The sequence below is a fragment of the Streptomyces sp. NPDC048420 genome (genome assembly GCF_040651535.1).
Taxonomy (GTDB): Bacteria; Actinomycetota; Actinomycetes; order Streptomycetales; family Streptomycetaceae; genus Streptomyces.
Window position 1 is genome coordinate 266,017 of sequence record NZ_JBEZKG010000005.1, and the last position, 20,331, is coordinate 286,347.

Here is a 20,331-nt window from a genome sequence, read left to right on the forward strand (position 1 = left end):
GCATGTCCCTCGCGGAAAGCGAGGGCAATATTTACCTTCTGGGCGTCGCCATTTACCTGCTGAGCGTCGCCGTCAGCCGCTGCAGTGATCCACCCAGTCCCCACCGTTCGGCCAGCTTCTCCAGTGCCGCGGGATCGCGCGGTGCGCGCGGAACCGCGGTCTCCACCTTCGGCAGCGGAACATCGCCGGCCACCAGCACCACCTTCGGAGCCACGGCGATGTACGGGCGCGACTCGTCGAGCCGCTTGCGCTGCGACGGCGTGAGCTTCGCCTTCGGGTCGTCGACCGCGGCCATGATCCCGGCCAGGTCACCGAACTCGGCGAGCAGCTTGGCCGCCGTCTTCTCGCCGATCCCGGGCACACCCGGCAGACCGTCGCTCGGGTCGCCGCGCAGCAGCGCCAGATCCGCGTACCCACGGCCGTCGACGCCATACTTCTCGCGCAGCCAGGCCTCGTCGGTCAGCTGGAGCGTGCCGACACCCTTCAGCGGGTACAGCACCCGCACCCCGCGCTTGTCGTCCACCAGCTGGTAGAGGTCGCGGTCGCCGGTGACGATGTCGACCGGGCCCTCGGCGCGTGCCGTGAACGTGCCGATGACGTCGTCCGCCTCGTAGCCGGCCACGCCCACGCGAGCGATGCCGAGCGCGTCCAGGACGGCCTCGATCACCGGCACCTGCGGCGACAGCGTGTCCGGCACCTCTTCCTCGTCCGGGCCCACCTCGTGCTCCTCGGCCACCCGGTGGGCCTTGTAGGAGGGGATGAGGTCGACCCGCCACTGGGGGCGCCAGTCGGCGTCCATGCACGCGACCAGCAGGTCGGGCTGGTGGTCCTTGACCAGACGGTCGATGAATTCGAGGAGGCCGCGCACGGCGTTCACCGGCGTGCCGTCCGGCGCCTTCACCGACTCCGGCACGCCGAAGTAGGCACGGAAGTAGAGCGAGGCGGTGTCGAGGAGCATCAGTCGTCCGGTCACGCCTCGCATCATGCCGTACGGCACCGACACCGGCCGCCGCCCTGTAACTCGTCCGGCGGGTGTGAGCATCCTGTGAACTGGACCACCAGCGTGTTTGGCCGAAAGGCATCGGGGCAGGCGCCGCCTCGGAGCGAGGCAGGTTGCACCTTCAACTGTTCGCGGCCCTTCGTCTCCACCCCAGTGGTCGAGAGACGAGAGGTGCGCGTGTCATCACGGCTTGAGGCAGAGCAGCTGTACAAGGTGTTCGGAAGACGGCCGCACGAGGCGGTCGAGCGGCTCCGCGAGGGCGCCGACCGGGAGGGACTGCGCGCCGACGGCACCACCGCCGCGGTGATCGACGCCTCCTTCACCGTGGACCCGGGCCAGATCTTCGTCGTCATGGGCCTGTCCGGCTCCGGCAAGTCCACGCTGCTGCGCATGCTCAACGGCCTCCTGGAGCCGACCGCGGGCCATGTCCGCTTCGACGGCCAGGACCTCACCGCGCTCACCGACCGCGAACTGCGCGCGGTGCGCGCCCAGAAGATCAGCATGGTCTTCCAGCACTTCGCGCTCTTCCCGCACCGCAGCGTCCTGGAGAACGCCGCCTACGGCCTCGCCGTCCAGGGCGTCGCCAAGGCCGAGCGTCTCGAACGGGCCACCGAGGCCCTGGAGTTGTGCGGCCTGGGGGGCTGGGAGAAGTCCTGGCCCGACGAGCTGTCCGGCGGTATGCAGCAGCGCGTGGGCCTCGCCCGCGCCCTCGCCACCGACGCGGACCTGCTCCTCATGGACGAGTCCTTCAGCGCGCTCGACCCGCTGATCCGCCGGGACATGCAGGACCAGCTCCTGCAGCTCCAGAAGACCCTGAAGAAGACCATCGTCTTCATCACCCACGACCTCAACGAGGCCATGCGGCTCGGCGACCGGATCGCCGTCATGCGCGACGGCCGGATCGTGCAGATCGGCACCGCCGAGGACATCCTGGTGCGGCCCGCCGACGACTACGTGGCCTCCTTCACCAAGGACGTCGACCGCTCCCGTGTGCTGACCGCGTCCGCCGTGATGGACACGGAGGTGCGCGGCGACGAGGCCGACTGCGACTGCGCGGACGACTGCGAGACCGCGACGCCCGACACGCCGTTCACCGAACTCTGCGCGATGAGCGCCCGCTCCAGCCACCCGGTGATCGTGCTCGACGAGAAGCGCAAGCTCGTCGGCGTGGTCCCGCAGGAGCGCCTGATCGCCTTCCTCGGCGACGCGGAATCCCCCCAGGAGGCCGCCCATGCCTAGGATCCCGCTCGGCGACTGGGTCAACGACACCGTCGACTGGCTGCTCGACCACGTGTCCTGGCTCTTCGACTTCTTCAAGACCGTCTTCACCGGCACCTACGACGGTATCGACGCCGTCCTCCAGGCGCCCCAGCCCCTCCTCCTCGCGGGCATCTTCGCCGTGATCGCCTTCTGGCTGCGCGGCACCCTCGCCGGCCTCCTCACCTTCGCGGGATTCGCCTTCATCGACTCCCTCGAACTGTGGGAGGACGCGATGACGACCCTCTCGCTGGTCCTCGTCGCCACGATCATCGCGCTGGTGATAGCCGTCCCGGTCGGCATCTGGGCGGCCCGCTCGAACCGGGTCAGCGGCCTGGTCCGCCCCGTCCTGGACTTCATGCAGACGTTGCCCGCGATGATCTACCTCATCCCGGCGATCCTGTTCTTCGGCACTGGAGCCTCCGCCGGCATCGTCGCCACCCTGATCTTCGCCCTCGCCCCCGGCGTCCGCATGACCGAGCTGGGCATCCGCCAGGTCGACAAGGAACTCGTCGAGGCCGCCGAGGCGTTCGGCACCACACCGCGCGACACGCTCCTACGCGTCCAACTGCCCCTGGCGCTGCCCACCGTGATGGCCGGCGTCAACCAGGTCATCATGCTGGGACTCTCCATGGCCGCGATCGCCGGCATGGTGGGCACCGGCGGCCTCGGCGGTGACGTCAACGAGGCCATCGGCCAGCTCAACGTGGGCCTGGGCTCCGAGGCCGGTGTCGCCATCGTGATCCTCGCGATCTACCTCGACCGCATGACCAGCGCGCTCGGCACCCAGGTCTCCCCGCTGGGCCGCCGCGCTGCAGCCAAGGCCCGCGCGTCCCAGGGCGGGCTGAAGATCTGGTCCTACCGCCCCCACCCCCAGATCGCCCTGATCGGTGTCGTCGTCCTCGCCCTCGTCGCGGGCGGCATGGGGATCTTCGGCGGTACCTCGGGCGAGGCCACGGCCGTCTCAGGCGGCAAGGACGTCGGCCAGGGCAAGAAGATCACCATCGGATACGTCCCCTGGGACGACGGCGTCGCCTCCACCTTCCTCTGGAAGCAGATCCTGGAGGAACGCGGCTACCAGGTCGACGTCAAGCAGTTCGACGCCGGGCCGCTCTACACCTCCGTCGCCTCGGACAACGTCGACTTCATGACCGGCGCCTGGCTGCCCACGACCCACGAGCAGTACTGGAAGAAGTACGGCAGCAAGCTCGACGACCTCGGCGCCTGGTACGACAAGACGTCTCTCGAGCTGAGCGTCCCCTCGTACATGAAGGACATCAACTCGCTGGCCGATCTCAAGGGCAAGGCCTCGGAGTTCGGCGGGAACATCACCGGCATCGAGTCCAGCGCCGGTGAGATGACCATGCTCAAGAGCAAGGTCCTCAAGGCGTACGGCCTCGACAAGGAGTACAAGGTCGTCGACAGCTCCACGCCCGCCATGCTGGCCGAGCTGAAGCGGGCCTACGCCCAGAAGGACCCGATCGTCGTCACACTCTGGTCGCCGCACTGGGCGTACAACGACTACGACCTCAAGAAGCTCAAGGACCCGAAGGGCGCCTGGGGTTCGGGCGACGGCATCCACACCGTGGCCCGCAAGGGCTTCGCCGCGGACAACCCGGTCGTCGGGCAGTGGCTGAAGAACTTCAAGCTGGACGAGAAGCAGCTCACCAGCCTGGAGGCCGAGATCAACAAGGCCGGCAAGGGCAGGCAGCAGGACGCCGTGCGCACCTGGCTGAAGCAGAACCCGGGCCTGGTCGACAAGCTGGCCCCCGTCAAGGACAGCGGCACTCCGGCCGAGGCGAAGCGGCCGGTCGACGTGGCCTGGTTCCCCTGGGACGAGGACATCGCTGTGACGTACCTCTGGAAGAACGTCCTCGAAAAGCGCGGTTACCAGCTGAACCTCAAGCAGATGGACGTCGGCCCGGTGTACACCGGCCTCGCCTCCGGCGACCTGGACCTCAACTTCGACGCCTGGCTGCCGTACGCCCAGAAGAACTACTGGGACAAGAGCAAGGACCGACTCAAGGACCTCGGTACCTGGTACCAGCCCACCTCCCTGGAGGTCGCCGTGCCCTCGTACGTCAAGGGCGTGAAGTCCTACGAGGACCTCAAGGGCAAGGCGTCCCTCTTCGACGGGAAGATCATCGGCATCGAACCGGGCACCGGCGAGATGAGCCTGCTCAAGACGAAGGTCCTGCCGGGCTACGGCCTCGACAAGGAGTACGACGTCGTCGACGGCTCCACGCCCGCGATGCTGGCCGAGCTCAAGCGTGCCTACGCCAAGAAGCAGCCCGTGGCCGTCGTCCTGTGGTCCCCGCACTGGGCGTACAGCCAGTACGACCTGACCAAGCTGAAGGACGACAAGAAGCTCTTCGGCGAGGGCAACACGATCCGGACCATCTCCAACGAGAAGTTCCCCGAGCAGTACCCGCAGCTCACGAAGTGGATCAAGGGCTTCCATATGAGCGAGGACGAGCTCGGTACCCTGGAGGGCGAGATCAACAAGTACGGCCAGGGTCACGAGGAGCAGGCGGTCGCCGCCTGGCTGAAGGAGCACCCGGAGATGGTCGGGCGGATGACACCGTCATAACCGCTCGACGAGCACGGTAAGGATCCGGCCAACCACATAGAGCTACGCCATCGCCCGAACTCCGATGCCGACGAGGGGACTTGGGTGCCCCGCGGCGGATGAGTGACCGAAAACCGGCCCCCTGGCAGTTTCCAGGGGGCCGTTCGGCTGGCGTGAAGTGTGAGGTACGGTCGCACGCCGTGTGACATCGATGTGACGGCCGCCTGAAACGGTTTGCCGAACATGCGTAGGGTGCAGACAACTCATCAGGGGACCCGTCACAGGACCGACGAGCGGAGGAGGGAGCCGGAGCCATGGGCGACCACAAAGAACAGCCCCTTCGGGTCGGCGCGGCCGTGCGCCGCAGGCGCCGCGCGCTGGAACTCACCCTCGCCGTCGTGGCCGAGCGCAGCGGCCTCTCCGTCCCCTTCCTGAGCCAGATCGAGAACGAACGCGCCCGCCCCAGCCGCAGCTCCCTGGAGAAGGTCGCCGACGCCCTGCGGACCACGGCCGTCGAACTCCTCGCCGCCGCCGACCCGGCGTGCAGCGTCGACGTCGTGCACGCGGACGGTACGGAGCCGGGTGACCAACCCCGGATGCGTTCCCTGGTGCGCGGCCACCACCAAATGCACGCCCAGGAGTTCACCGGCGACCATGACGCGGGCCGCGAATTCCAGTACCGCAACGACCAGTTGATGTACGTCGCCGACGGCGCGGTGGATGTCGAGGCCGAGGGCCGCGCCTACCGCCTGGGCCGTGGCGACACCCTGTACCTCACCGGCGGGGTGCGGCACCGCTGGCGCGCGACCGTGGCGGACACCCGCGTGGTCGTCGTCGCCGTGGCCGAACACATCGAGGCGCTCCAGGACCGGCCCCGGCGGTGAGAGTCGTCTCCCTGGTCCCCTCGCTGACCGAGGCGATCGCCCACTCCGCACCCGGCGCCCTGGTCGGCGCCACCGACTGGTGCACCCATCCGGCGGACCTGGACGTCACCCGTATCGGCGGCACCAAGAACCCGAAAATCGACCGGATCATCGCCCTCACCCCCGACCTGGTGATCGCCAACGAGGAGGAGAACCGGGAGCCGGATCTCGCGGCCCTGCGCGCGGCGGGCCTGGAGGTCCTGGTCACCGAGGTGCGGGACGTCCCGCAGGCCTTCCGGGAACTGGCCCGGATCGTCGAGGCGTGTGGTGTCGTACGGCCGCGCTGGCTGGACGAGGCCGAGCGGTCCTGGTCGGCGCTCGCGCCCCCGGGGCCTCGACTGACGGCGGTTGTGCCGATCTGGCGGCGGCCGTGGATGGTCCTGGGCCGGGACACGTTCGCGGGCGATGTCCTGTCCCGCCTGGGCGTGGACCACCTGTACGCCACTCACGAGGACCGCTATCCGCGCGTCCCGCTGGAGGAGCTGCGCGCGGCGGCACCGGACGTGGTCGTCCTCCCCGACGAGCCCTACCGCTTCACCCCCGACGACGGCCCGGAGGCGTTCCCCGGCCTGCCCTGCGCACTCGTCAGCGGACGGCATCTGACGTGGTACGGGCCGTCACTGGCCGAAGCACCACGGGCACTGGGCGAGGCCCTGCGAGCAGCGCTCCGCTGAGCAGTCCGCGCGCGGTGTGCAGGGCGGCCGTGCCCCAGGCGGTGACGAGGAGGCCGTACAGCCCGACGGCGAGCCCGTCGTAGACGACGAGGCCGGTGTGCCGGGCCAGGGCCTCCGCCCCCGTGACACAGCAGCCGACCGGGAAGGTGAACGCCCACCAGGTCATCGAGAACCCCATCCCGAGCCGCCGGGCCCGTACGACATGCGCGGTCGCGAGTCCCAGCCACAGCAGGGCGAACCCCATGACGGGAACGCCGTACAGCACCGCGAGGACGCCGAAGCCCTGGCTGTAGGGCGCCGGCACGACACCGGGGGCCACGTCCGCGAAGTTGCCGACGGCGGTGGTGGACTGGCCGAGCGGGCCGAGGACCAGGAACAGGGTCGGGGTGAGGGCGAGGGGGAGCGGGCCGCCGGTGACGATCCGGGCGAAGACGAGCGGCAGCATGACGAGGGTCGCGAGGAGGCTGAGCCCGAACATCGCGAAGCAGGCGAGGAGCAGGGTCTCGCGGGGCTGCCCGGCGGGGAGACGCGGCACCAGGAGCGGACCGAGCGCGGCCGACACCATGGGCGCGACGAGGGGCAGCAGCCACACGGGCGTGGCGTGCTGCGGCTCCACCCGCTGCCGTACGGCCATGAGGTACGGCACGGCGACGGCGGCCGCGAGCCCCACGACCGTACCGGCGGTGAACAGCGCGGCGTCGAGAGCGACCGCGGCCGTCGTGCCGATCCAGTCCCGTCCGACGGTGAGGGCACCGCCGCCGACGGCCAGGAGGGCCATCGCGAGGCAGCCGTAGAAGGGGGCTGTGGCGGGGTCGAGGAGGTGGGCGCGGGCCTGGTCGGGGTGGTGGCGCCAGTGCAGGGCGCGGGCGCACAGGAGGGTGAGGAGCAGTGCGAGGGACAGGAGCCAGACGGCGGCGCAGATCGTGCGCAGACCGGGGAGGTGCACGGGGAGCGCGACGCCGGCGGTGGCGACGATCGCGGTGCCCATGACGGAGGCGTACCAGTTCGGCCCGAGGTGACGGACGGCGGTGACCATGTCTCCACGGTGCCGACGGGACAGGGCCGCGACCAGGGAGTACGGCTCTATGAGGGCATAAGCTGTCCTTATGAGCGGTGAGGGAGACGTGCGGCCGGCGGTGGGCGGGATGCTGGCCCACCGGGTACCGGATCTCGGGGCGCTGGAGCTGCTGCTGGCCGTGGCGCGGCTGGGGAGTCTGGGCGGGGCGGCGCGGGAGCTGGGCATCACCCAGCCGGCGGCGAGCAGCCGGATCCGTTCCATGGAACGGCAGTTGGGGGTCGCCCTGGTCGACCGCTCACCCCGGGGCTCCCGGCTCACGGACGCAGGCGCGCTGGTCACGGACTGGGCGCGGCGGATCGTGGAGGCGGCGGAGGCCTTCGACGCCGGGGCGCAGGCGCTGCGGGTCCGCCGCGACTCCCGTCTCCGGGTGGCGGCGAGCATGACGATCGCGGAGTACCTGCTGCCGGGGTGGCTCCTCGCGCTGCGCGCGGGGCGCCCGGACACGGCGGTGTCGCTGCATGCCGGGAACTCGGCGACAGTGGCGGAACGCCTGCTGTCGGACGAGGCGGACCTCGGCTTCGTGGAGGGCCTCACCGTCCCGTCCGGTCTCGACTCGGTGGTGATAGCCCACGACCACCTGATCGTGGTGACGGCTCCGGGGCATGCGTGGGCCCGCCGCCGACGCCCTCTGGAAGCCACGGAACTGGCCGCGACCCCGCTGATCCTCCGCGAGAAGGGCTCGGGCACCCGTCAGGTCCTGGACGCGGCCCTGGGCGGCCTGGCCCGCCCTCTCATCGAGCTCTCGTCCACCACGGCGGTGAAGGCGGCGGCGGTGAGCGGCGCGGGACCGGCCGTCCTGAGCGAACTGGCGGTGGGCGACGAACTGGCGCTGCGGCGGCTGGTGCGGGTGCCGGTGGAGGGGGTGTCACTGGCCCGGGACCTACGGGCGGTGTGGCCCACGGGGCACCGGCCGGTGGGGCCGGCGAGGGACCTGCTGTCGCTCACGCGGGTGTAGGGGGTTTTCCCGTCCCCGGGCGAAAACCCTTGGCCTCGCAGCGCCGCAGACCCGCACCATGGGCCGCATGACCGCCACCGCCCCGCCCGCCACCGGCGTCCGCGTCCCCTGGGAAGACCTCCCGACAGCCGTACGCGACGCCGTCGCGGACGTGCTCGGCGCCGAGGTCGTGCACGCCGTCACCCAACCCGGCGGATTCTCCCCGGGCGTCGCCACCCGCGTCCGCACCGCCACCGGCCACCGCGCCTTCGTGAAGGCCGTCAGCGGCGACGCCAACCCCGACAGCCCGAGGTTCCACCGCACCGAGGCCCGCAACACCGCCGCCCTCCCGGTCACGGTCCCCGCTCCTCGCCTCCTCGGCACCTACGACGACGGCACCTGGGTGGCCCTCGTGTACGAGGACGTCCCCGGCCGTCAGCCCCATGTCCCCTGGCAGAGGACGGAGTTGGAACGCGTCCTGGGGGCGGTGGCAGACCTCGGCCGGGCTCTCACCCCGTCCCCGCTCGACGCCCCACCCGCCGCCACGGCCCTGGCGGACATCTTCGGCGGCTGGCAGGAACTCCTCCGCCACCGCGACCTCGCCGCCCCCCTCGACCCCTGGACCAGGACCCACCTGCCCCGCCTCGCGGAACTATCCGCTCCCTGGCCCGAGGCCGTCACCGGCGACACCCTCGCCCACGGCGACCTGCGTGCCGACAACATCCTGCTCACCGACGACGGCCGCACCGTCTTCGTCGACTGGCCGCACGCCCTGCGGAGCACCCCCTGGTTCGACCTCCTGGTGATGCTGCCGTGTGTCCGCGCCCAGGGCGGCCCGGACCCGGAGGAGCTGTTCACGGCGCATCCGTTGGGCACGGGCGCCGACCCGGACGCCGTCACCAGGGCCCTCGCGGCCCTGACCGGCTTCTTCCTGTACCACTCCCTGCTGCCCGCACCCCCGGGCCTGCCCACCCTGCGCGCCTTCCAACGGGCCCAGGGCGATGCGGCCCTGGCCTGGCTCAGGAGCCGGCCGCAGCCTTGACGAGGGCCCGCATCACCCGCACGTCCTCGCCCATCTCCGGATGCCACTGCACCCCCAACACCCAGTGCGCACCGGGGAGTTCGACGGCCTCCACGGTGCCGTCCGCCGCGTGTGCCGACGGCAGCAGGCCCGTCCCGAGGCGGTCCACCGCCTGGTGGTGATAGGTGGGTACGGCGGTCTCCGCCGGGGCTATCTCGCCGTACAGCGTGCCCGGTACGGGCTTGACCGCGTGGTGGCCGAAGACTCCCACGACCTCCGCGTGGCCGTCGATGTGCTGCACGAGCGTGCCGCCGAGGGCGACGTTCAGGAGCTGCATGCCCCGGCAGATGCCCAGGAGGGGGACCTCGGCCGCCAACGCCGCCTGGATCAGGGCGAGTTCCCACGCGTCGCGGGCGCGGGCGGGTGGGCCGGTGCGGGGGTCGGGGGTGGCGCCGTAGTGGACCGGCTCTACGTCCGGGCCGCCCGCGATCACCAGGCCGTCCAGGCGGGCCACCGTCGCCTCCGCGTGCTCCGGGGCGTCCGGCGGGAGCATCGCGGCCAGGCCGCCCGCCCGCTGGACCAGGCGCGGGTACCCCGCGGGCAGCAGCGCAGCCTCCAGTTCCCAGACGCCCCAGCGCGCCCCGGCCTCCAGATAGGTGCTGACACCGATCAGCGGTCGTACGGTCGTCACGCGGTCCTCCCAGGCTTGCAATGGCCCACAGGCATACCTTTGCGGTTCGGAGCGCCGAGAAGCAAGGTCAGGCCAGGAAACCGCGCAACAACGCGGCCGTCCCCGCGCAGTGCTCCCGCATCATCTCCCGCGCCCCGTCGGCGTCCCCGTCCAGGACCGCCTCCACCAGCGCCGCGTGCTGCCGCTGGGAGTGCTCCAGGTTGCGGACCAGGAGCGGGATGCAGTCCAGGAGGTCGTTCACCGACGCCCGTACCGCCGCGTACTGGGCGGTCAGTGTCGGTGAGCCGCACAGTTCCGCCAGCGTGAGGTGCAGCAGGGTGTCCTGGCGGCGGTAGTCCGCCAGCGGCGCCTCCTGCGTGGCGGCCAGCGCCTCGCGCAGCCGCTTCACCTGTTCGTCCGCGAGGCCGTGCGTCGCGCACAGACCCGCCGCGCCCACCTCCAGCACCTCCCGGAAGCGCAGCACGTCCTCGATGTCCACCTCGGCTATCCGGCGCCGCAGCTCCTCCTCGCCCGCCGCCTCCCGCGCGCGAGGCAGCACGAACGTGCCCCCGTACCGCCCGCGCCGCGACTCCACCAGCCCCTGGTCCTGGAGCACCTTCAGCACCTCGCGCAGCGTCACCCGGCTGATCCCGAGCCGCTCCGCGAGCTCCCGCTCGGCCGGCAGCCGCTCGCCCCCCGGCACCAGCCCGAGCCGCACGACCTGGAGGATCTGCTCCAGCGCCTCCTCGAAGCCGTTGCCCGCCCTGACCGGCCGCAGCACCGGCGTCAGCCGGTCGTCCGGCCCGCCGTCAGCGTCCACCGACATATGGCCGAGCCCCCTTCCCAAGCAATGGTTCAGAGCAATACCTTATGGCTCCCGGCCCGGTGGAAAAAGCGCAGCAGCCGAAGGAGCCCTCCCGTGGCAGACCGCACACCCCCGCTCAGCGTCGAGGAGCTGCACGCCCTCGTCGCGGGCGGCGAGATCGACACCGTCGTTTTGGCCTTCCCCGACATGCAGGGCCGGCTCCAGGGCAAGCGCTTCGCCGCCCGCTTCTTCCTCGACGAGGTACTCCACCACGGCACCGAGGGCTGCAACTACCTCCTCGCGGTCGACACCGAGATGAACACCGTCGACGGCTACGCGATGTCCTCCTGGGACCGCGGCTACGGCGACTTCGCCATGCACCCCGACCTCCGCACCCTCCGCCGCGTCCCCTGGAACGCCGGCACGGCCATGCTCATCGCCGACCTCGCCTGGGAGGACGGCTCCCCGGTCGTCGCCGCGCCCCGCCAGATCCTGCGCCGCCAACTGGAGCGGCTCGCCGAGCTCGGCTACACCGCCCAGGTCGGCACCGAGCTGGAGTTCATCGTCTTCAGGGACACCTACGAGCAGGCCTGGGACGCGGGCTACCAGGGGCTGACACCGGCGAACCAGTACAACATCGACTACTCGGTGCTCGGGACCGGCCGCATCGAGCCCCTGCTCCGCCGCATCCGCAACGACATGACCGGCGCCGGCCTCACCGTCGAGTCCGCCAAGGGCGAGTGCAACCCGGGCCAGCACGAGATCGTGTTCAAGTACGACGAGGCCGTGGTCACCTGCGACCAGCACGCGATCTACAAGACCGGCGCCAAGGAGATCGCCGCCCAGGAGGGCATGTCGCTCACCTTCATGGCCAAGTACAACGAGCGCGAGGGCAACTCCTGCCACATCCACCTCTCGCTCGCCGACGCCGCCGGCAACAACGCCATGGCGGGACCGGACGGCATGTCCGACGTCATGCGGTACTTCCTCGCCGGGCAGCTCGCGGCCCTCAGGGACTTCTCGCTCCTCTACGCCCCCAACATCAACTCCTACAAGCGGTTCCAGCCGGGCTCCTTCGCCCCCACGGCCGTCGCGTGGGGCCACGACAACCGGACCTGCGCGCTGCGCGTGGTCGGCCACGGCCGCTCCCTGCGCTTCGAGAACCGGCTGCCGGGCGGTGACGTCAACCCGCACCTCGCCGTCGCCGGGCTGGTCGCGGCCGGGCTCTACGGCATCGAGCAGAAGCTGGAGCTGCCCGAGGCGTGCCCCGGGAACGCCTACACCGCCGACTTCGCCCACGTCCCGACCACCCTGCGCGAGGCCGCCGAGCTCTGGGAGAACAGTCCGATCGCCAAGGCCGCCTTCGGCGACGAGGTCGTCGCGCACTACCGCAACATGGCCCGTGTCGAACTCGAAGCCTTCGACGCGGCAGTGACCGACTGGGAACTGCGCCGCTCCTTCGAGCGCCTGTGATCCCGAGTGTCCTGTGATCCCGAGTGTCTGTGAAAGGTTCTTCGTTGTCGTACGAGCATGAGCTGACCGTCCTCAACCCGGCCACCGAGGAGGTCGTCGCCACCGTCCCCGCGGCCACCGCGGCCGACGTGGACGCGGCGGTCGCCCTCGCGTCGAAAGCGCAAACCGGCTGGGCGGCCCTCGCCCCCGCCGACCGGGCCCGGCTGCTGCGCCGGTTCGCCGACGTCGTGGACCAGCATGTCGAGGAACTGGCCCGGCTGGAGGTCCGGGAGGCCGGTCACCTCCTCGGCAACGCCCGCTGGGAGGCCGGGAACGTCCGGGACCTGCTCGCCTACGCGGCCGGGGGAGTGGAGCGGCTGAACGGCCGCCAGATCCCGGTGTCCGGCGGCCTCGACGTCACGATCCTCGAACCGCTCGGCGTCGTCGGGGTCATCGCGCCCTGGAACTTCCCGATGCCGATCGCCGCCTGGGGCACGGCCCCCGCGCTCGCCGCCGGCAACGCGGTGATCCTCAAGCCCGCCGAGACCACCCCGCTGACCGCCCTGCGGCTCGCCGAACTCGCCCTGGAGGCAGGCCTGCCGGAGGGCCTGTTCCAGGTGCTGCCGGGTCACGGCCCGGTCGCCGGCACCGCTCTCGTCGAGCACCCCGGTGTCGCCAAGATCGTGTTCACCGGCTCCACCCGCACCGGCCGCGACGTCATGGAACGCTGCGCCCGCCAGATCAAGCCGGTCACCCTCGAACTCGGCGGCAAGAGCCCCAACATCGTCTTCGCCGACGCGGACCTCGCCACCGCCGTGGACCCCTTCTCCTTCCTCGACAACTCAGGCCAGGACTGCTGCGCCCGCACCCGGATCCTCGTCCAGGAGTCGGTGTACGACGAGGTCCACGAGCTGCTCGCGGAAGCACTGACGTCCGTCGTCGTGGGCGACCCGGCCGACGAGAAGACCCAGATGGGTCCGCTGATCTCCCGTCAGCAGCTGGACCGGGTACGGGCGTTGGTGCCACAGGACGCGCCCGGACTGCGTGGCAGCGCACCCGACGGGCCCGGCTTCTGGTTCGCGCCGACCGTCCTCACCGGAGAGGCCCCCGATTCGGCTGCCGCCTGCGAGGAGATCTTCGGCCCGGTCGCCGTCCTGCTGCCCTTCACCGACGAGGCGGACGCGATCCGGCTCGCCAACGACACCCCGTACGGCCTCTCAGGCTCCCTCTGGACCCGGGACCTGGGCCGTGCGCTGCGCCTCTCCCGGGCCGTCAAGGCGGGCAACCTGTCCGTCAACTCCCACTCCAGCGTCCGCTACTGGACCCCCTTCGGCGGCTACAAGCAGTCCGGCCTGGGCCGTGAGCTCGGCCCGGACGCCCTGACCGCCTTCACCGAAACCAAGAACGTCTTCATCAGCACGGAAGGCCCCGCACAGTGACCTCATCGACCTCTCCGACCGATCAGATCGTGTGCCGTCGTCTCGTCGGCCGCACGGCCGTCATCACCGGAGCCGGCAGCGGCATCGGTCTCGCCACCGCCCGCCGGCTCGCCTCCGAGGGCGCCCACGTGGTCTGCGCCGACGTCGACGAGGCCCGCGGCAAGGCGGCCGCGGAGGAAACCGGCGGCATCTTCGTGAAGGTGGACGTCACGGACCCCGAGCAGGTCGAGGCGCTGTTCAAGACGGCCTTCGACACCTACGGCAGCGTCGACGTCGCCTTCAACAACGCGGGAATCTCCCCGCCCGACGACGACTCCATCCTGGAGACGGGCCTGGAGGCCTGGAAGCGGGTCCAGGAGGTCAACCTGACCTCCGTCTACCTGTGCTGCAAGGCCGCGATCCCCTACATGCGGCGCCAGGGCAAGGGGTCCATCATCAACACGGCGTCCTTCGTGGCGAGGATGGGCGCGGCCACGTCCCAGATCTCCTACACCGCCTCCAAGGGCGGGGTGCTCGCCATGTCCCGTGAACTGGGTGTGCAGTTCGCGCGGGAGGGCATCCGCGTCAACGCCCTCTGCCCGGGCCCGGTCAACACCCCTCTGCTCCAGGAGCTGTTCGCCAAGGACCCCGAGCGGGCCGCCCGCCGCCTGGTCCACATCCCGGTCGGCCGGTTCGCCGAGGCCGAGGAGATCGCCGCCGCCGTCGCCTTCCTGGCCAGCGACGACTCCTCCTTCGTCAACGCCAGCGACTTCCTCGTCGACGGAGGCATCTCGGGGGCGTACGTCACACCGCTGTAGGTCTCGTCCTACAGTGCCGCAATGAGCAGGACGCTCCCGCCCGGCTGGTACCCGGACCCCGACGCCCCGCACCGGGAGCGCTGGTGGGACGGGACGGCCTGGTCGGACCACCGGCGCGACCCCGAGGCGCCCGGCCCGCCACGACCGGCGGACGGAGCCTCGGGACGCGCCAAGGCGGTCGCCCTCACCACCTCCGGGGTCGTCCTCGTCGCCGCGATCGTCAGCGGGGCGTTCGCCCTCGCCCGCGGCCACGGGGAGGACGTCGTGGCGGACACGGCCCCGACGGTCACGACGCCCTCGCCGTCCGTCGGCTCCCCGACCCCGTCCCGCCTGGTCGACGAACTCGACGGCATCAGCCTGCCGTTGCCGGACGGCTGGGTCCCCGCGAAGTACGTCACGCGCGACAACCTCGTGATGACCACCGACGGCGGCAGGATCTTCACCCGCACGCTGCCCGCGAACTCCGGGAAATCCCCGGCGTCCCTCGCCAAGAAGGACATACCGCAGGCCGCCGACAGCTCCTACGACGGTATCCGCGGCCACCGGATCGTCAGATCGGAACGCGTCGCCGTCGCCGGAGGCGCCGGATACCTGGTGCGCTGGCGGGTGAGGACCGCCGAGGGGCCCGGCGGGTACGTCCAGTCGCTGGCCTTCGCTCCGGCCCGCGGCGGGCCCTCGGACGCCGTCGTCGTGCGCTTCGCCTTCGACGCGGGCCCGGACGGCCCCCCGCTCGCCGACATGGACCGGATCACCCAGGGGATCCGGCCCGTCGACCGCTGACCTACAGGAACGTGTGGCCTTCCCCGCGGTACGTCGGGACGGTCGCCGTCACCGCGTCCCCCTCGATCAGGTGCAGCACCTCGAACCGCTCGCACAGTTCACCGGCCTTCGCGTGCCGGAACCACACCTTGTCGCCGAGCAGCAGATCGTCGGCGGGCGCCCCGAGCAGCGGGGTCTGCACCTCGCCGGGCCCCTCCTGGGGGTCGTACTTCAGGCCCTCCGGCAGATACGGCACCGGCAGCCGGTCGGGTCCGGCCGCGCCGGAGGCCGGGTAGCCGCCGCCGAGGACGGTCACCACGCCCACCCCCGGCCTGCGCACGACCGGCTGGGCGAACAGGGCGGCCGGGCGTCCGCTGAAGGACGTGTAGTTGTCGAACAGCCTCGGCACGTACAGCCCCGATCCGGCGCCGATCTCCGTGACGGCGTCCTCCGCCGCGGTGTGCTGCACACTGCCGGTGCCGCCGCCGTTGACGAACTCCAGGTCCGGCGCGACCGCCCGCACCGCGCGCACCACCGCCGCACGCCGCTCGGCCAGCTCCTTGCGGGCGGTGGCCTGCATCAGCCGTACCGCCCGGGAACGCAGCGGACGTCCGGCGACCGCGTCCCCGACCCCGGCGATGTGCCCCTCGTAGGCCATGATCCCCACGACCTTGAACCCCGGACGGCGGGCCACCAGCCGCGCCATGTCGGCGACCTGGGCGGGGGAGTGCAGCGGCGAACGCCGGGCGCCGACGCGGACCCTGCCGCCGAGCAGCTTCAGCGAGGTGTCCAACTCCAGGCAGACCCGGATGACTTCGGTGCCACCGGCACGGGACTCGTCGATGAAGGCGAGCTGCGCCGGGTCGTCGACCATCACCGTCACGGCGGCGGCGAGCTTGGGATCGGCGGCGAGTTCGGCGTACCCGGCACGGTCGGCGGAGGGGTAGGCGAGCAGGATGTCGTCGAAGCCGCCCCGGGCCAGCCACAGGGACTCGGCGAGGGTGAAGGACATGATGCCCGCGAATCCGTCCCTGGCCAGAACGCGTTCCAACAGCGCACGGCACCGTACGGACTTGCTGGCGACACGGATCGGCTTCCCCGCCGCGCGGCGGACGAGATCGTCCGCGTTGGTGTCGAAGGCGTCCAGGTCCACGATCGCGAGTGGAGCGTCGAGATGGGCGGTGGCCCGGTCGTAACGGGCCCGGTCGGCGGCGCGCGCAGTCATGAACGAAGCCTGCCAGACAGGATTACCGCAGGGTAGGGGGACGTTCCGGGCAGATGCCCCCGGCCTGGTGGACTGGTTCCCGGTCGACCGGCAACAACCCGTAGAGTGACGCGCACGTACGCAGGGCCGGTCGCCCTCCCGTCGCCGCCGCGCCGGGATGCCGGCCCTTCCGTGCGGGTATGCGTGCCCGGACGGCCGTCTTCCACGCCGACGCCACCGACGAGGGCCCGCGCACGACCGAACGGCCCGGACATGAGGAAACGGGGGGTGCATGAGCACGGAAGCACGCCGCGCCTCGATACCTCCGCGACCGGCCCAGCCGCCGGCGGTGGGGGAGGCGGGGCCGGGTCCCGAGTCGTCCGAGGGCGCCCAGCACGGCGGTCCCGACGACACCGGCAGGCGGGAGACCGTCGATCCCGGCGGCCGGGCGGGCGACGACTCCGACTGGCAGGCCTTCGGCGCCCGCGCCCGACGGGCCGACGCGACGCCGGGCCGGCCGACGTTCGGCGGTTTCGACTGGCAGGGGTCCGACGAGGCCTCCGGCGGCTCGGGCGGGCATGAGCCCGGCGGGCCGGGTCGACAGCTGTCCGGTGAGGCGGGGGGACGGGTGTTCGGCGCTACGGGGTCCCCCGGGGAGCGTTCCGGCGGGGCGCGGTCCGAGGGATCGACCGCCACGGCTCGGCCGCCGATACGAACGACGAACGGTGGCCGTGGTGGCCCGGCCTCGTCGACGGCTGCGAGCAGCTCGGGCACCGGCGCTCCCGTCCACGACGGCGACACATCGGTGAACCCCGGCACCCCGAACCCGGCACCCCGGCTCCCGGGCAGCGTTCCGCCCCCGCCTCCGGCCTCGGCCCGCTTCCCGGACACCCCACCGGCACCCGGCGCCCCCGCCCCGCGAGAACCGCGCGGCAACAGCTCCGCACAGGGTGACGAGCCCCGCCGGACAGGCCCCGCAGCTCCAGCCGCCGGTCCGATGCCGCCCGCGTCGAACCCCCAGAACGGCATGCCGCCCGCGTCGCCGCCCGGAAACCGCCGACCCGATACTCCACCGCGTCCGCCCCACACCGCGCCGCCCGCGTCGGGCGCGCCCTCGTCCGCGTCGAGCCGTGCCGGCATGTCCGCGCCGCCATCGCCGACGGGCTCGGGTTCGCCCGTCTCCGGTCCCGTGCCGCCCGGCAGTGGGTCTGGTGCCGGTGCTGCCGCGCAGGCCCGTGGTGGTGTGCCGCCCCGGCCGACTTCTCAGCCCTCCGTGCCGCCGCGTCGTACCGGCGCCCCCGCCGAGAGCGCGGCCGAGACGACCTTCCGGATGCGGCCGGTTCCATCGGGGACCGCGAACGGCGAGGGACGGAGGGGGTCGGTGGCCCCGCCCCGGACGGCTTCCGGCGGCACCGCCGTACCGCCCATGCCCGACGGCCGACCCGGCTCCGGGAACGGTCAGCCCCCGGCCGATGCGAGTCGTACCGGCGCAGCCCCCGCAGGGCCGCAGGCCGGCACCCGCCAGGACGCGCCGGCCCGCCCCGGATTCCCGCCACGCCCCAGGCGGGACGCCTCGGCCACCGGCGCCACCCGCACGCCCTCGGCACCGCCCCCGCCGATCGCACCCCCAGCACCTTCAGGCCCTCCCGCCACGCCTCCGCCCCCCGGCTCCCGCGCACCCGACCCCGCCCTCTCCTGGAGCGCCCCCATGCCCCCGCACGCCGGAACTCCCGGCAACGGGCGGCCTGTTGTGTCGTTCGGGGAGCCCGAGGTCGGCTACAGGGAGCGGTCGTGGGGGGTGCGGGTTCCTCCCCGGATCGCCGCCGTCGCCGCCTGTGTCGTACTCGGGCTCGGGCTCATCGGCGGTGCCGCGACCGGGAGTTGGCTGATCGGGGACTCGGGCGACGACAGCGGCGGCGACAGCTTCGCCAAGGCCGGGGAGCTGTGGCACAGCGTGCCCGTCGACCAGTTGTTCCCGCCGACCGTGGACGGCCGGGGCGCCGGGCCCGGCGGAGCCGACCGTACATGGACGCGGATCGCCGTCGCCCCCGACAGCGGCTGCACGGACGCCTTCGACCCGCTGCTGCGCAAGGCCCTCGCCCCCGTCGGCTGCGAACGCCTCCTGCGCGCCACCTACACGGACGCCACCCAGAGCTACGTCACCACCGTCGGCCTCCTCTTCACCGACGCCGACGCCGCCGCCATGCGCGACATGGACAAGCGCTTCACCAAAGACGGCCTGGACACCCGCACCGACCTGATGCCTCTCCCGTACGCCGCGAAGAACACCCTCGCCGCCGACTTCGGGGCGAAGCAGCGGGCGTCCTGGACGATCTCCGTCCTCACCGACGCCCCCGTCGTCGCCTACGCCGTCTCCGGCTGGGCCGACGGCCGTGCGGTCGACACCCCGGAGCCCGCCGAGCAGGCCATGGAGTCCGGGGACACCACCCCCGTGGCCCAGTCCGGTCTCGGCAACGAGGCCCAGGGCCTGGCCGACCGCGTCGAGCGTGCCCTGCGCAAGACCGTCACCTCGCCCCCGGAGCAGCCCTCATGAGCGTCACCACCCGCAGGGCAGGTCTCCTGAGCGTCCTCCTCGCCGCCTCCGTCGCCCTCGTCCCGCCCACCGCCGCGCACGCCGACGGCATCCGCGCCAAGCAGTGGGCCCTGGATGCCATGCACACCCAGCAGGCCTGGCAGACCACCAAGGGTGCGGGCGTCACCGTCGCCGTCCTGGACACCGGCGTCGAGAACGACCACCCCGACCTCGTCGGCAACGTCCTCACCGGCAAGGACATGATCGGCTTCGGGGCCGTACGGGGACAGCGCGCCTGGGCCCGGCACGGCACCGCCATGGCCGGCATCATCGCCGGGCACGGCCACGGCTACGGCGACGGCGACGGGGTCATGGGCATCGCCCCCGAGGCGAAGATCCTCCCCGTCCGCGTGATCCTGGAGGACGGCGACCCGTCCCGCACCAAGGCCCGCAACACCCGCGGCAACGCCCTCGCCGAGGGCATCCGCTGGGCCGCCGACCACGGCGCCGACGTCATCAACCTCTCCCTCGGCGACGACTCGTCCTCCGCGCACCCCGAGGCCGGCGAGGACGACGCCGTCCAGTACGCCCTCAAGAAGGGCGTGGTCGTGGTGGCCTCGGCCGGTAACGGCGGCGAGAAGGGCGACCACATCTCCTACCCGGCCGCCTACCCGGGCGTCATCGTCGCGACCGCCGTCGACCGGTACGGCACCCGCGCCGTCTTCTCCACCCGCCGCTGGTACGCCACGGTGGCCGCTCCCGGTGACGACGTCGTCATCGCCGACCCCGACCACAAGTACTACGAGGGCTGGGGGACGAGCGCCGCCTCCGCGTTCGTCTCCGGCGCGGTCGCCCTCGTCAAGGCGGCCCACCCGGACCTGACGCCCGCGCAGATCAAGCGGCTCCTGGAGGACACGGCCCGCAACGCCCCCTCCGGCGGCCGCGACGACTCCCGCGGCTTCGGCTTCGTGGACCCCGCGGCGGCACTCAAGGCCGCGGCTCGCCTCAAGCCGGAGGGCCTGCAACCGGCCTCCTACGGCGAGAAGTACTTCGGCTCCGGCCCGGACACCGCCAAGTCCGATGACGACACGGCGAGTTGGGCGGCCCCGCTGGCAGGCGGCTTCGGCATCGCCCTGCTGGCCGCCGCGGTGGTCCTGTGGCGCGGTCGCCGTGGCCCCCGCCGCTCCTACGAGGGCGTCTGAGCCGGGAGTACGAC

17 protein-coding genes are annotated in these 20,331 nt (G+C 72.1%); 12 read left to right on the plus strand and 5 right to left on the minus strand.

Annotation, left to right across the window (positions count from 1 at the left end; genetic code table 11):
- Positions 1–52: 52 nt before the first annotated feature.
- Positions 53–982 carry a 5'-3' exonuclease gene (locus tag AB0D34_RS10845; RefSeq protein WP_362660118.1) on the minus strand — a complete coding sequence of 310 codons (930 nt, stop codon included), beginning with the start codon at positions 980–982 and terminating at the stop codon, positions 53–55.
- A gap of 195 nt (positions 983–1,177) precedes the next feature.
- Between AB0D34_RS10845 and AB0D34_RS10850 the strand changes: the two genes are divergently transcribed.
- From AB0D34_RS10850 to AB0D34_RS10865, 4 genes are all read left to right on the plus strand, one after another.
- Positions 1,178–2,239 (plus strand): betaine/proline/choline family ABC transporter ATP-binding protein, encoded by a 1,062-nt coding sequence (locus AB0D34_RS10850; protein WP_362659683.1) that lies wholly within the window; start codon positions 1,178–1,180, stop codon positions 2,237–2,239.
- Positions 2,232–4,847 (plus strand): ABC transporter permease/substrate binding protein, encoded by a 2,616-nt coding sequence (locus tag AB0D34_RS10855; protein ID WP_362659686.1) that lies wholly within the window; start codon positions 2,232–2,234, stop codon positions 4,845–4,847. The genes AB0D34_RS10850 and AB0D34_RS10855 overlap by 8 nt, the downstream gene beginning before the upstream one ends.
- A gap of 293 nt (positions 4,848–5,140) precedes the next feature.
- Positions 5,141–5,710, plus strand: coding sequence for an XRE family transcriptional regulator (locus tag AB0D34_RS10860; RefSeq protein ID WP_362659689.1), 570 nt, complete (start codon positions 5,141–5,143; stop codon positions 5,708–5,710).
- Positions 5,707–6,423, plus strand: a complete 717-nt coding sequence (locus AB0D34_RS10865) for a helical backbone metal receptor (protein ID WP_362659692.1) — start codon at positions 5,707–5,709, stop codon at positions 6,421–6,423. The genes AB0D34_RS10860 and AB0D34_RS10865 overlap by 4 nt, the downstream gene beginning before the upstream one ends.
- On the opposite strand, the gene AB0D34_RS10870 is transcribed toward AB0D34_RS10865, so the two are convergent.
- Positions 6,335–7,459 carry a TDT family transporter gene (locus AB0D34_RS10870; RefSeq protein ID WP_362659695.1) on the minus strand — a complete coding sequence of 375 codons (1,125 nt, stop codon included), beginning with the start codon at positions 7,457–7,459 and terminating at the stop codon, positions 6,335–6,337. The two genes, AB0D34_RS10865 and AB0D34_RS10870, sit on opposite strands and share 89 nt — an antisense overlap.
- Before the next feature lie 70 nt (positions 7,460–7,529).
- Between AB0D34_RS10870 and AB0D34_RS10875 the strand changes: the two genes are divergently transcribed.
- Positions 7,530–8,456 (plus strand): LysR family transcriptional regulator, encoded by a 927-nt coding sequence (locus tag AB0D34_RS10875; protein WP_362659698.1) that lies wholly within the window; start codon positions 7,530–7,532, stop codon positions 8,454–8,456.
- 67 nt (positions 8,457–8,523) lie between these two features.
- The gene (locus AB0D34_RS10880) at positions 8,524–9,477 is read left to right on the plus strand and encodes an aminoglycoside phosphotransferase family protein (RefSeq protein ID WP_362659701.1); all 954 of its coding nucleotides are present in this window, start codon (positions 8,524–8,526) and stop codon (positions 9,475–9,477) included.
- Here the strand turns inward: AB0D34_RS10880 and AB0D34_RS10885 are convergent.
- Together AB0D34_RS10885 and AB0D34_RS10890 are read right to left on the minus strand one after the other, a co-directional pair.
- Positions 9,455–10,147: a gamma-glutamyl-gamma-aminobutyrate hydrolase family protein gene (locus tag AB0D34_RS10885; RefSeq protein WP_362659704.1), complete on the minus strand. Its 693-nt coding sequence runs from the start codon at positions 10,145–10,147 to the stop codon at positions 9,455–9,457. The genes AB0D34_RS10880 and AB0D34_RS10885 overlap by 23 nt on opposite strands.
- A 67-nt stretch (positions 10,148–10,214) precedes the next feature.
- Positions 10,215–10,952: an FCD domain-containing protein gene (locus AB0D34_RS10890; protein WP_362659707.1), complete on the minus strand. Its 738-nt coding sequence runs from the start codon at positions 10,950–10,952 to the stop codon at positions 10,215–10,217.
- A 93-nt stretch (positions 10,953–11,045) separates the two neighbouring features.
- On the opposite strand from AB0D34_RS10890, the gene AB0D34_RS10895 reads away from it, so the two are divergent.
- Genes AB0D34_RS10895 through AB0D34_RS10910 form a run of 4 tightly spaced genes read left to right on the plus strand, consistent with a single transcriptional unit; the run spans position 11,046 to position 15,399 of the window.
- Positions 11,046–12,404, plus strand: a complete 1,359-nt coding sequence (locus tag AB0D34_RS10895) for a glutamine synthetase family protein (protein ID WP_362659709.1) — start codon at positions 11,046–11,048, stop codon at positions 12,402–12,404.
- Positions 12,405–12,448: 44 nt separating this feature from the next.
- Positions 12,449–13,822, plus strand: coding sequence for an aldehyde dehydrogenase family protein (locus AB0D34_RS10900; protein WP_362659712.1), 1,374 nt, complete (start codon positions 12,449–12,451; stop codon positions 13,820–13,822).
- Entirely contained in the window at positions 13,819–14,619 is an 801-nt protein-coding gene (locus tag AB0D34_RS10905) for a 3-oxoacyl-ACP reductase (RefSeq protein WP_362659715.1), read from the plus strand. Before AB0D34_RS10900 ends, AB0D34_RS10905 begins: the two co-directional genes overlap by 4 nt.
- Before the next feature lie 21 nt (positions 14,620–14,640).
- A complete protein-coding gene (locus AB0D34_RS10910; protein WP_362659717.1) occupies positions 14,641–15,399 on the plus strand; it encodes a DUF2510 domain-containing protein in 759 nt (252 codons plus the stop codon).
- Position 15,400: 1 nt separating this feature from the next.
- On the opposite strand, the gene AB0D34_RS10915 is transcribed toward AB0D34_RS10910, so the two are convergent.
- Complete coding sequence (locus tag AB0D34_RS10915; protein ID WP_362659720.1) at positions 15,401–16,603, minus strand: amino acid deaminase/aldolase; 1,203 nt, start codon at positions 16,601–16,603, stop codon at positions 15,401–15,403.
- Positions 16,604–18,290: 1,687 nt separating this feature from the next.
- Here AB0D34_RS10915 and AB0D34_RS10920 point away from each other — a divergent pair.
- Positions 18,291–19,136: a hypothetical protein gene (locus tag AB0D34_RS10920; protein ID WP_362659723.1), complete on the plus strand. Its 846-nt coding sequence runs from the start codon at positions 18,291–18,293 to the stop codon at positions 19,134–19,136.
- Positions 19,133–20,317: a type VII secretion-associated serine protease mycosin gene (gene mycP / locus AB0D34_RS10925; RefSeq protein WP_362659726.1), complete on the plus strand. Its 1,185-nt coding sequence runs from the start codon at positions 19,133–19,135 to the stop codon at positions 20,315–20,317. The genes AB0D34_RS10920 and mycP overlap by 4 nt, the downstream gene beginning before the upstream one ends.
- Positions 20,318–20,331: the final 14 nt, after the last annotated feature.

What these genes read in the sequence shown, in the direction of transcription:
- AB0D34_RS10845 (WP_362660118.1), bottom strand. Translation starts at nt 982, where the DNA reads ATGCGAGGCGTGACCGGACGACTGATGCTCCTCGACACCGCCTCGCTC.
- AB0D34_RS10855 (WP_362659686.1), top strand. Translation starts at nt 2,232, where the DNA reads ATGCCTAGGATCCCGCTCGGCGACTGGGTCAACGACACCGTCGACTGG.
- AB0D34_RS10860 (WP_362659689.1), top strand. Translation starts at nt 5,141, where the DNA reads ATGGGCGACCACAAAGAACAGCCCCTTCGGGTCGGCGCGGCCGTGCGC.
- AB0D34_RS10870 (WP_362659695.1), bottom strand. Translation starts at nt 7,459, where the DNA reads ATGGTCACCGCCGTCCGTCACCTCGGGCCGAACTGGTACGCCTCCGTC.
- AB0D34_RS10875 (WP_362659698.1), top strand. Translation starts at nt 7,530, where the DNA reads ATGAGCGGTGAGGGAGACGTGCGGCCGGCGGTGGGCGGGATGCTGGCC.
- AB0D34_RS10880 (WP_362659701.1), top strand. Translation starts at nt 8,524, where the DNA reads ATGACCGCCACCGCCCCGCCCGCCACCGGCGTCCGCGTCCCCTGGGAA.
- AB0D34_RS10890 (WP_362659707.1), bottom strand. Translation starts at nt 10,952, where the DNA reads ATGTCGGTGGACGCTGACGGCGGGCCGGACGACCGGCTGACGCCGGTG.
- AB0D34_RS10910 (WP_362659717.1), top strand. Translation starts at nt 14,641, where the DNA reads ATGAGCAGGACGCTCCCGCCCGGCTGGTACCCGGACCCCGACGCCCCG.
- AB0D34_RS10915 (WP_362659720.1), bottom strand. Translation starts at nt 16,603, where the DNA reads ATGACTGCGCGCGCCGCCGACCGGGCCCGTTACGACCGGGCCACCGCC.
- AB0D34_RS10920 (WP_362659723.1), top strand. Translation starts at nt 18,291, where the DNA reads ATGCCCCCGCACGCCGGAACTCCCGGCAACGGGCGGCCTGTTGTGTCG.
- mycP (WP_362659726.1), top strand. Translation starts at nt 19,133, where the DNA reads ATGAGCGTCACCACCCGCAGGGCAGGTCTCCTGAGCGTCCTCCTCGCC.